This window comes from Martelella sp., assembly GCF_984369615.1.
This window is the reverse complement of sequence record NZ_CFHTCS010000128.1, coordinates 1-11,097: the sequence shown is the minus strand read 5'-3', so window position 1 is coordinate 11,097 and position 11,097 is coordinate 1. Positions and strand designations below refer to the sequence as shown.

The window sequence follows — 11,097 nt, the reverse complement described above, 5'->3', positions numbered from 1 at the left end:
TCCTTCCGACCGGCATAGGTGTCGAGCATCTCGTCGTAGTTCCCAAAGGTGAAAAGCGATGTCTGCACGATCGGCGGAACGACGGCGGCGAAGGCGTGGCCCTCGTCATGAGCGCCGATCAGCGCGATTTCTTCGGCTTGGGAGAGGCCGTCATTCATCTGGACATTTCCTTGATGTCTTCCTCGACGACGTCGAGGATCTTCAGTGTTTCCCGCCGCGCGGCCTCGGTATCCTGGGCGACGATGGCGTTGAACAAGGTGCGGTGATAGGGAAAGGAGCGGCGGGCGAAATCCGGGCGGTCGAAGGGCTCGGCCCAGAATTTCTCGAACGCCTCGCGCATTTGCTCCAGAAGCTGACGGAACAGGGGATTGTGCGTGGCATCGTAGATCGCCAGATGCAGTTCAAGGTCTTCCGGCCCGGACGTGCCCTTGGACAGGTGCACGCGCTCCATCGCGTCGAGCTTTTCCTCGATGATCTTCAGGTCCGCGGCGGTGCGGCGCCGCGCTGCCGCCATGGCGGCCTCCGCCTCGATGCCGCGACGCACTTCAAGCGTCTGCAGCAAAGCGTCACGGAGATTGACCGCATTGAGGGACAACGGCATGTGGATTGTGGCCGATGAGATCGGCTTGAGCAGAAAGGTGCCGCTACCCTTGCGGGTCTCCATCACGCCGAGCGACTGGAAATGCCGGATCACCTCGCGAATGGTCGAACGCCCGACGCCGAGCGCCGCCATCAGTTCGCGTTCGGCCGGGATACGGTCGCCGGGCTTCAAGCCCGAGCGCGACACGTAGTCCACCAGTGCGTCGGCGACCTGTCGAACGCGGCTTACCGGCGCAAGCGGCATCATGGCGGGCTTGTCATCGTTCATGCGTCAGCCATCTTGCCGGGAAGGCACAGGAAACCGCTCCCGCAACGGCAATGCCCTGCGCGGCGCCAGACGGAGCAAGCCCCGTTTCAGACCGGTTTCCCCAAGAAGCCTTTCGGCGTTCCCCTGTTATTGGTTGTTAAATTGGTCTGACATCATAGCAAAGCAAACGGCGCGCGCTGTCAAGAGGCGAAACGATGACCTCCCAGTCTGCCGCCGCGCGGCAAGACCGTTTCGACACTTCGCGGCCCGAAGCGGTCCTGCCCGGAACGCCGGTTTGCGGATGCCGGCATTCCTCGCTTGACAGTCTCCAATGTCTGTGCAAATTTGATTGCGCAAACGATAAACCAATGGTGAGATAACGCTTGCTCATAGCGTTTAATTGTTTGCCTCAGGGAGGATGAACCGTGGCGGACAGGGTCTCGAAGCTGCAATCGGCAAGCGCTTACCAGCGCGCCACGATCCGTGATGTCGCGGCGAAGTCCAATGTCAGCGTGACGACCGCCTCGCGCGCCCTCAACGGCACGGGCCGCATGTCGGAAGAAACCCGCGCACGCGTGCGCTCCGCCGCCGCAGAGCTTGACTACAGGCCGAACTCGATCGCCCGCGGCCTCGTCCAGCAGCGCTCCTTCACGCTCGGCCTTCTGACGAACGACACGTACGGACGCTTCACATTGCCGGTGGCCGCCGGCCTTTCCGCCGCCATGGCAGACCGCGGGGTTTCGGTTTTTCTCAGCGCCGGAAAATACGAGCCCGAAAGCCTGAAACTCAATCTCGGCGCCATGGAAGAGAAGCGGGTCGACGGGCTGGTGATAACCGGCAAGCGCATTGATCGCGGCCTGCCGATCGACCTGCCGCCGCTCGGCATGCCGGTCGTTTATGTCTATGCCGCCGCGCCGGAGGGAGCGGTCAGCTTCGTGCCCGACGACACCAACGCGGCGCAGGATGCGGTGCGGCACCTGATCGGTCTCGGACGCCGGAAGATCGCGCATATCACCGGGCCGCTGGACTTCAAGGCCGCGCATCTGCGCGAAGCCGGGTGGCGCGCCGCATTGGAACAGGCCGGGCTCGCCCCCTTCGGAAAGGCGATGTTCTCGGCCTGGACGGAAGCGCACGGCTACGACACAGCGCATGCGCTGATCGAGGCCGGAGAGCGTCCGGATGCGATCTTCTGCGGCAACGACCAGATCGCCCGCGGCGTGATCGACGCCTTCGCATTGATGGGTATTCGCGTGCCGGACGACATCGCGATTGTCGGCTTCGACAATTGGGAAGTCTTTGCCAAGGCGACGCGGCCGCCGTTGACCACGGTGGATATGGGCCTTCCGGGCCTCGGGAGAAGCGCGGGTCTTGCGCTTCTCGACATGATTGACGGCAAGGAGGTCGAGCCGGGCGTGCGCGAAACGCCCTGCAGGCTCGTCGTCAGACAATCCTGCGGCGCAAGACCGGACTGAGGACTGCGCCGGGACCCCGCCCCGCCAACAAGACAGACCGGCTGAAGGGCCGGTTCCAGGGGAGGAGATCGCGCATGCTGCGCAAACGTTAGCTCAGCCCAATCCGGGCTGTCATAGGATATCAAACGGGAGGTAAGTGACATGAAACTGAAGGCTCTTCTAGGCGGCGCTGCCATTGCCGCCATCGCTCTGCCGGGTCTGGCCCAGGCGGAAACATTCTCGCTCTGGGTTCGCTCCGACGGCTCGGAATTCATGCCCAAACTGGTCGACGCGTTCAATGCCAAGGGCGAGGACAAGGCCGAACTGCAGATCGTGCCAGTGAACGAACTGGTCCAGAAATACGCCATCGCCGCTGCCGGCGGATCGGAGCCGGACGCGCTTTCGCTTGACCTGATCTATACGCCGTCCTTTGCCCAGGCCGGCCAGCTCAAGGATCTGACGGAATTCGCCAAGTCGCTGCCCTATTACGACAATCTGTCGAAGGCGCATCTTTCGGTCGGCGCCTATGACGGCAGGATCTACGGCATGCCGTTCTCGGCCGACGCCTCCGTGCTGGTCTGGAACAAGAACCTGTTTGAGGAAGCGGGCCTCGACCCCGACAAGGCGCCGACGAACTGGGCGGAGATCCGCGAGGATGCGGAAGCGGTCGCGGCTCTCGGCGATGACACGTACGGCTTCTATTTCTCCGGCAATTGCGGCGGCTGCAATATCTTCACCTTCATGCCGCTCGTCTGGGCATCCGGCGGCGCGCTTTTCGAGGATGAAGGCGCGAAGGCGACCGTGACAACGCCGCAGATGAAGGATGCGATCGAGTTCTACCGCGGCATGGTGGAGGACGGACTGGTTCCGGCGGGTTCGCAGACGGATTCCGGCTCGAACTTCTTCGCGGCCTTTGCCGGCGGCAATATCGGCATCACGCCGTCCGGCTCTTTCGCCATCGGCGCGCTCAACAACCAGTATCCGGACCTTGAATACGGCGTGACCTATCTGCCGGGCAAGGACGGCGGCTGGTCGTCTTTCGCCGGCGGCGACAATATCGTTGTCTCGGCGAAGACCGAGGACAGCAAGATGCCGGCGATCCAGGCCTTCATCGAATTCGCCTATTCGCCGGAAGGCCAGAAGATCCTCGCGCAGAACGGTTCGCTGCCGGTGCGTGACGATGTCGCCGAACAGGCACTGGAAGGTCTCGACGCCCGCTACATGATCGCGGCCGAGGCCATGGCCAAGGGCAAGACGCCCTACAGCCCGGTCTTCAACGATCTGATCAATTCGCTGAACGGCCCCTGGGTCACCATGCTGAACCGCGCCTTCTACGCCGACAGCGCGGCAGAGGTGGATGAGGCCATGGAAGAAGCCCAGGACGAGATGCAGTCGATCATCGACGCATCGCGCTGAGCGGCCCTTTTCCTGAAAGAACAACCGCCGGCACTCAATGGCCGGCGGCCACCCTTTTGATGCGAAAGGACTTTCGCCATGTCTGACCAGATGACGGCAGGCGCGGGAGCGCCCGTGCCGAAAAAGCGCCGGCGGCGACGGCATTCACAGTGGACCGGCCTGATTTATGTTCTGCCCGCGCTGGCGCTCGTCACCGTCTTCTTCATCGTTCCGCTCGGCATGACGGTGTGGATGTCGCTTCACAAATGGCCGTTGATGGGCCTGCCGCGCTTTATCGGCCTCGACAATTACGAACGACTGCTGTTCGACAAGAGTTTCTGGTCGTCGCTCTGGTTCACAGTCCAGTACACGGTCGTCGTCACCATTGCGCTTTTGGGCTTCGCCATGGCGCTGGCGCTGATCGTGCAGGGCCAGGGACGCGCGGTTTCCGCCTACCGGACAATCTATTTCCTGCCGGTGGTCACGGGCTTTGCCTCCGCAGCGCTTCTGTGGGTCTGGCTTTCAAATGTCGATACCGGCCTGTTCTCGCCGCTGGCGCAGGACCTCGGCCTGACGGAGGGCCGGGTGAATATCCTCGCCAATTTCACGCCGGCCTTCTGGTCGGTGATCGTCATGGTGGTCTGGAAAATGGCCGGCTTCTTCATGGTCATCCTGATGAGCGGGCTGCAGTCGATCCCGGCGGACTATCAGGAAGCCGCGCGCATTGACGGCGCCAAATGGCTGCAGCGCTTCCGCTACATCACCATGCCGCTGATCCGCAAACCCTTCGCGCTGGCGCTGATCCTCTGCGTTTCAGGTTCGATGCTCGCCTTCGACCAGTTCTATATCATCCTGAGCGGCGGCCCGCAGAACAAGACGGTCACCGCCGTCTACAAGATCTTCAACGAAAGCTTCGTCTCCTTCCGCCTGGGTTACGGCGCGGCGCTGTCGATGGTGCTGCTCGTCATCCTGCTCGTCCTCAGCGTGCTGCAGCTAACCTTGCTCAGCGATCGAAAGGACAAATGATGTCGACCGCCGTTTCATCCCTTGCACAGAGCGCAGCAGCGCCGGCCACCCGCCGCGGCCGCTTCCGCTATCATCGCCTTCTCTTTCACGTAACGGCGACGCTGGTCGCGGCACTCTTTCTCGCGCCGCTGGTCTGGGTGGTGCTGGCAAGCTTCCGCACGCCGGCGGAATCCACCCAGCCGCCCCTGCCGCCATGGCCAACCGAAGGCTTCAGCATCTCAAGCTATGAACGGCTTGAAAATTTCGGCCAGTCGGTTCTGCACTATTCGAGCAATTCGCTGTTTGTCGCCGTCGGCACCTCGGCGCTTACCATCGTCGTGGCAATCCTCGCCGGTTACGGTTTCTCGCGCTACCGCTTCCCGTTCAAAGGCTTTGCCTTCGTCCTCATCCTGTCGACGATGATGATCCCGTTTCAGTCGATCCTGACGCCGCTGTTCCTGCTTCTGGCCAAGATGGGGCTTCAGAACACGCTCATCGGGCTCGTCCTCATCTATTCGACGCTGCAGCTTCCCTTCTCCGTCTTCATGATGCGCAACGCTTTCGACGCGGTTCCGAAGGAGATCGAGGAGGCTGCCCGCATGGACGGGGTCAAGGGCGTGCGCATGCTGGTGCAGGTGATGGGCCCGCTGGTCCTGCCCGGCGTGGTCACCGTCGGCCTGTTTGCCTTCCTCAATGCCTGGAACGAGTTTCTCGCAGCCCTTGTGCTTTTGACAGACCAGTCGAAGTTCACGCTCCCCGTCCTGATGACCGCCGTGCGCTATGGCCGCTACGGCTCGGTCGACTGGGGTGCCGTGCAGGCCGGCGTCACGCTGATGATGATCCCCTGCATGATCCTCTTCCTCCTTCTCCAGCGCTCCTACATTCGCGGCCTCACGGCCGGAGCGGTGAAATAAGCCCTTTTGAAAGGACACCAAGATGAACAAGCCTCTCAACGCTGGCGATGCCCTTCAGCCTAAGTCGAAATTCCGCCCGTTATCCGTCAATCAGGTCGAGGTCGGCGGCTTCTTCGGCCCGCGCGTAGACGTGGTCGCGACCACGACCGCCAAGCTGCTGTTCGACCGCTGTATCGAGGCGCGCATGCTGGAACAGGTCGACCCGGACCTGCCCAATCCCGGCATCGTCATCCCCTTCGACCACGGCAACACCGTCACCACGCAGATGTTCTGGGATTCCGATTTCGGCAAGAGCATCGAGACGGCGGCCTATGCGCTGAACCGCAAGCGCGATGAAGAGCTTGAAGCGCGCGTCGATGACGTCATCGATGCCTATGGCAGATTGCAGGCCGAGGATGGCTATCTCAATTCCTGGTATCAGCGCATCCAGCCGGGCCAGCGCTGGACCAATCTGCGCGACCGCCACGAACTCTACAATGCCGGGCACCTGATCGAGGGCGCGGTCGCCTATTACCACGCGACCGGCAAACGCAAGTTCCTCGACATCATGTGCCGCTATGCCGACTGCATCGATGCAACCTTCGGCCCTGACGCCGACAAAAAGCACGGCTATCCCGGTCATCCGGAACTTGAACTGGCGCTGGTCAAGCTCGGTCGCGTCACCGGCGAACAGCGCTACCTTGATCTGGCTAAATTCTTCGTCGACGAGCGCGGCAGGGAGCCGAAATATTTCGATCAGGAAGCGATTGCGCGCGGCGAGAAGCCGGAGGATTTCCACTTCACCACACTCGAATACTGCCAGGCTCACAAGCCGGTGCGTGAACAGCGAGAAGTCGTCGGTCACGCGGTCAGGGCGGCCTATCTTTATGCGGGAATGGCCGACGTCGCCACCGAGTTTTCGGACGACAGCCTTGACCCGGCCCTTGAGGCGCTATGGTCGCACCTGACCGACCGGAACCTCTATGTCACCGGCGGCTTCGGCCCGTCCAAGGACAATGAGGGTCTGACCTTCGACTATGACCTTCCGAACGAAACGGCCTATGCGGAGACCTGCGCCGCCGTCGCGCTGGTGTTCTGGGCAAGCCGCATGCTGGGCCGCGCGCCCGACGCACGTTTTGCCGATGTGATGGAGCGGGCGCTCTACAACGGCGCGCTTTCCGGTTTGTCGCAGGACGGCACGCGTTTCTTTTACGACAATCCGCTGGAAAGCTATGGCAATCACCACCGCTGGCGCTGGCACCGCTGCCCGTGCTGCCCGCCGAACATTTCCCGGCTGGTGGCCTCGATCGGCACCTATTTCTATGGCGTGGCCGAGGATGAGCTGGCGCTGCACCTTTATTGCGAGAATGCAGCCGAAATCGAAGTCGCGGGAACAAAGGTCGGCGTGAAGCAGGAAACGGTCTATCCAAAGGATGGCCAGATCACGGTTACACTCACGCCGGAGACGCCCGCCGAGTTTACTCTGTCGCTGCGCGTTCCGGGCTGGGCCAAGGGGTTTTCGCTGGCGATCAATGGTGAGATGTCGGAAGCTTCGCCTGAGAAGGGCTATCTTCGCATCCGGCGCGAATGGCAGACCGGCGATACGATCGAGCTTGACCTCGAGATGGAACCGGAAATGCTCTATGCCCATCCGAAGGTCGCGCCCGATCAGGGCCGCACCGCGCTGCTGCGCGGCCCTCTCGTCTACTGTGTCGAGGAAACCGACAATGCCGCGCCCCTCAATGCCTATGTCGTCAAGGACGGCGCGCCCGTGACCCTCGATCAGGCCGAAGGGCTTGGCGATACGGTTGCGCTCAGGATCGAGGCGACAGTCGAAAGCCAGCCGACCGGGGCGCTCTATACGACGACGCCGCCTGGGCGGAACCCCGCCAGTTTGAAAGCCATACCCTATTATCTCTGGGACAATCGCGCGCCGGGCGAAATGCTGGTCTGGCTGCGCAGGGAGGCATGACGATGAGCCAGGCCGAAACGCTGAAACCCGATCGAAATCCGTCGGGACTATCTCTCAAACGCGTGTCGAAATCCTTCGGCGCGGTGAAGGTGATCCATGATGTCGACCTGGAGATCGAGGGCGGCGAATTCGTCGTCTTCGTTGGACCGTCAGGCTGCGGCAAGTCCACGCTGCTCAGGCTGATTGCCGGCCTTGAGGAGGTGACCAGCGGCGACGTTCTGATTGCAGGCACGGATGTGACCGACGAGGACCCGTCCGACCGCGGCATTGCCATGGTGTTCCAGACCTATGCGCTCTATCCGCATATGAGCGTGGAGCAGAATATGGGATTCGGCCTCAAGGTCGCCGGACGCCCGAAGGCGGAGGTCGAGGCCAAGGTGCGCCAGGCGGCCGATATCCTGAAGCTGACCGACTATCTCGACCGAAGGCCCGGCCAGCTCTCCGGCGGCCAGCGCCAGCGCGTCGCCATCGGCCGGGCGATCGTGCGCGACCCGGAAATCTTCCTGTTCGACGAGCCGCTTTCCAATCTCGATGCCGAGCTGAGGGTCGGCATGCGCATAGAGATCGCCCGGCTGCACCGCGAGCTCGGCAACACAATGATCTACGTGACCCACGACCAGACCGAGGCGATGACGCTTGCCGACAAGATCGTCGTTCTGCGCGGCGGCTATATCGAGCAGGTCGGGTCACCGGCAACGCTTTATGACGACCCTGACAACATGTTCGTCGGCGGCTTCATCGGCTCGCCGAAAATGAATTTCCTCACCGGCGTCATCAAGGGCGACCGCATCGAAATCGCCGGCGGCGCCCTGCCCTGCCCGAAACTCGAGGCAAAGCCAGAGGACGGAACCCGTGTCTCGGTCGGCATCCGGCCTGAACACTGGAAGCCACGAGACGACAGCGAAGAAGGCCTGCCGTTCACTGTCGATTTCGCGGAGTTTCTCGGCGGCTCGAGCTATCTCTATGGCACCATTGGCGACACAGTCTGCACGGTGGAAGTCGAGCGGAGCGCGATTGCGAAGACCGGCACGAGGCTCACGCTCGACGTCGAAGCCGAGCGCGTCTATGTGTTTGCGGAGGACGAGGGTCGGATAAGGTAACGAACCGCCGGGACAATGGCCGGGGACCTTCCGCGGAAGACCGACGCGATGTCCGGTCAACGCCGGCGGAAGCGGGTCTGCCATCGATACCGCATCGAGGAAGGGGAAGGACCAAGTCGGCGAGAGAACCGGCATGGCGCTTCGCGCGCCATGCCTTTTCATGGTTACGACCGCCGCATCGTCAGCCAACCAGGCCGTTGTCGTCGCGCTTGATCGCCATGATCGACGAGCGCGGCAGGCCCTCTTCCGCCGGCCAGGAGCCGCCCGGATGCTGGACGCCGACGAACATGGTGCGCCGGTCGGCCGACCAGCAAAGGCCGGTGATTTCGCCGCCGCGCGGGCCTGTCAGGAAGCGGACGATCTCGCCCGTTGCCGGATCGCCTGCGAGCTGCTGGTTGTTGCCCATGCCGGCGAAATCGCCCTCATTGCTGTCCTCGCCGTCGGTCTGGATCCAGACGAGGCCGCTCGTGTCGAAGGCCATGCCGTCGGGCGAGTTGAACAGATTGCCGCTGTTGATGTTGGACGAACCGGCATAGGCGTCCGAATGGACCTCCGGATTGCCGGCCATGACGAACAGGTCCCAGCGGAACGTGTCGGAAGCGTGGTCGTCGCCGTCGGGATGCCAGCGCACGATCTGGCCGTATTCATTGGCCTCGCGCGGGTTGGGCCCGCCGACAGGCGTCGCGTCGCCGCCGGCATTGGCCTTGACGCCGCGGTTCTTGTTGTTGGTGAGACAGCAATAGGCTTCCACAGCATAAGGATTGACGGCGACCCATTCGGGACGGTCCATCGTCGTGGCGCCGACCTTTGACCCGGCCATGCGGGCGAAGATCAGGATGTCGGCTTCGTCCATGCCGGTGGTTTCCGGCGTCAGCGCCAGCCATTCGCCGGTCTGGTCGTCGTTGAATTTGGCGACATAGAGCGTGCCGTCATCGAGCAGACCGTCGGTATCGCCGCCGGCGACATAGGGATTGGTCGAGACGAAGCGGTACAGGAATTCGCCGCGCTCGTCATCGCCGAGATAGACCACGACGCGGCCATCCGGGGCGAGGGTCACCTCGGCGTTTTCATGCTTGAAGCGGCCGAGCCCGGTGCGCTTGACCGGCGTGCTGTCAGGATCGGTCGGGTCGATCTCGACCACCCAGCCGAAGCGGTGCGGCTCGTTGGGGTTCTTCGAGGTGTCGAAGCGCGGATCGAACTTTTCGTAGCCATACTGGCTTTCGGCGGCCATGCCATAGCGCTTGTAGCCGGCAGCGACCTCGTCGCTGTAGCTCGTCTCTTCAGTGGCGCCGAAATAGCCGTTGAAGTTTTCCTCGCAGGTCAGATAGGTGCCCCACGGCGTCTTGCCGGCGCCGCAATTGCCCATCGTGCCGAGCACGGCGCGACCATCCGGGTCCGCTTCGGTCTGCAGCAGGGGGTGGCCGGCGGCCGGACCCGAAATCGCCATCGGCGCATTGTGGTGCAGGCGGCGGTTGAACGGGCTGGAACGCACCACGGACCAGCCGTCAGCGCCTTCCTTGATCTCGACCACGGTCACGCCCTGCAGGTTCTGCAGCTTCAGCACATCGGCCGCGCTCTGCGGCACGCCGTCTTCGGTATGCGGCAGGTTGATGTCGCTGTTCACATATTCGTTGTTGACCGCGAGAATCTGGTGACCCCCGATCTCGAAGGTTTCCATGCCATCGGTGTTTTCACCGAAGACCTTGTCGGATTCCTCGACCGAGCCGCCGGTCTCGTGGTTGAATTCGGCCACGCCGTCATAAAGCGGATCGCCCCAGCTCACCAGGACCCTGGCATTGTAGTTCTCCGGCACGTGGAAGGCGTAATCGGTCTGGGCGGCGATCGGCGTGAACGGAAAACGCGACTGCGGCGCTGCCGCTTCAGCCGTGCCGCCCGGCAGCAGGCCGGCGCTCATGGCAACGGCGCCCGAGCCGAAGGCGACGACGCCGCCCAGAAAGCCGCGGCGCGAGATCGCGCGTTCGACCACGCGGTCGAAATCGCTTTCTTCGGGCCGGGGAAAATTGAGTTCGTCCCACGCATCGGCGGGCATCTTGATTGGCGGTATATTGGTCATGAAAGATCCCTCGTAATTTAATACCATTACGAGATCGACCCTACAGGGCTTTCTTGACGGCGGCATGAAAGCGCACGGCCACGCCGCGCCCGAGTGCGGAATATTCAAACCTGAGACAAGCTTTCAGGACAGCGGCAGATTGGACGCCGCGCCCTCCGGCAGAAATCGACCGCGATCATTGTCAGCTTTCCTGATCGTTTGGAGATCCGCCCGGCGACACCTCCCTTCGGGCACGCAAGGGGCGCTCTAACCTTTTGTCTTTACGCGCGTCCGGACGGAAAACCGGTCTCCACTTTTCCTGGAAACGCTAGCGCATCGGCCCGAAAATCGGAATCGATTTTCGGAAAGCACGATGCGTAG

8 protein-coding genes are annotated in these 11,097 nt (G+C 62.6%); 6 read left to right on the top strand and 2 right to left on the bottom strand.

Features of this window, described 5'->3' with window-relative positions:
• Positions 1–154: 154 nt before the first annotated feature.
• A complete protein-coding gene (locus AC5DC2_RS11900) occupies positions 155–868 on the bottom strand; it encodes a FadR/GntR family transcriptional regulator (RefSeq protein WP_491698627.1) in 714 nt (237 codons plus the stop codon).
• A 404-nt stretch (positions 869–1,272) separates the two neighbouring features.
• Between AC5DC2_RS11900 and AC5DC2_RS11895 the strand changes: the two genes are divergently transcribed.
• The 6 genes from AC5DC2_RS11895 (at position 1,273) to AC5DC2_RS11870 (ending at position 8,663) form a co-directional block, all read left to right on the top strand.
• Complete coding sequence (locus AC5DC2_RS11895) at positions 1,273–2,319, top strand: LacI family DNA-binding transcriptional regulator (RefSeq protein WP_491698626.1); 1,047 nt, start codon at positions 1,273–1,275, stop codon at positions 2,317–2,319.
• Positions 2,320–2,460: 141 nt separating this feature from the next.
• On the top strand, positions 2,461–3,714 hold the full coding sequence (locus AC5DC2_RS11890) for an ABC transporter substrate-binding protein (protein WP_491698625.1): 1,254 nt from the start codon (positions 2,461–2,463) through the stop codon (positions 3,712–3,714).
• A 78-nt stretch (positions 3,715–3,792) separates the two neighbouring features.
• Entirely contained in the window at positions 3,793–4,719 is a 927-nt protein-coding gene (locus AC5DC2_RS11885) for a carbohydrate ABC transporter permease (protein WP_491698624.1), read from the top strand.
• Complete coding sequence (locus AC5DC2_RS11880) at positions 4,719–5,612, top strand: carbohydrate ABC transporter permease (protein WP_491698623.1); 894 nt, start codon at positions 4,719–4,721, stop codon at positions 5,610–5,612. The genes AC5DC2_RS11885 and AC5DC2_RS11880 overlap by 1 nt, the downstream gene beginning before the upstream one ends.
• A 22-nt stretch (positions 5,613–5,634) precedes the next feature.
• Positions 5,635–7,563, top strand: coding sequence for a glycoside hydrolase family 127 protein (locus tag AC5DC2_RS11875; RefSeq protein WP_491698622.1), 1,929 nt, complete (start codon positions 5,635–5,637; stop codon positions 7,561–7,563).
• Between the two features lie 2 nt (positions 7,564–7,565).
• A complete protein-coding gene (locus AC5DC2_RS11870; RefSeq protein WP_491698621.1) occupies positions 7,566–8,663 on the top strand; it encodes an ABC transporter ATP-binding protein in 1,098 nt (365 codons plus the stop codon).
• Positions 8,664–8,844: 181 nt separating this feature from the next.
• Here AC5DC2_RS11870 and AC5DC2_RS11865 read toward each other — a convergent pair whose 3' ends face one another.
• A complete protein-coding gene (locus tag AC5DC2_RS11865) occupies positions 8,845–10,737 on the bottom strand; it encodes a PhoX family protein (RefSeq protein WP_491698620.1) in 1,893 nt (630 codons plus the stop codon).
• Positions 10,738–11,097 lie beyond the last annotated feature (360 nt).

Excerpts from the sequence above, each read along its gene's own strand:
- AC5DC2_RS11875 (WP_491698622.1), top strand. The coding sequence starts at position 5,635 with ATGAACAAGCCTCTCAACGCTGGCGATGCCCTTCAGCCTAAGTCGAAA.
- AC5DC2_RS11880 (WP_491698623.1), top strand. The coding sequence starts at position 4,719 with ATGTCGACCGCCGTTTCATCCCTTGCACAGAGCGCAGCAGCGCCGGCC.
- AC5DC2_RS11865 (WP_491698620.1), bottom strand. The coding sequence starts at position 10,737 with ATGACCAATATACCGCCAATCAAGATGCCCGCCGATGCGTGGGACGAA.
- AC5DC2_RS11870 (WP_491698621.1), top strand. The coding sequence starts at position 7,566 with ATGAGCCAGGCCGAAACGCTGAAACCCGATCGAAATCCGTCGGGACTA.
- AC5DC2_RS11890 (WP_491698625.1), top strand. The coding sequence starts at position 2,461 with ATGAAACTGAAGGCTCTTCTAGGCGGCGCTGCCATTGCCGCCATCGCT.
- AC5DC2_RS11885 (WP_491698624.1), top strand. The coding sequence starts at position 3,793 with ATGTCTGACCAGATGACGGCAGGCGCGGGAGCGCCCGTGCCGAAAAAG.
- AC5DC2_RS11900 (WP_491698627.1), bottom strand. The coding sequence starts at position 868 with ATGAACGATGACAAGCCCGCCATGATGCCGCTTGCGCCGGTAAGCCGC.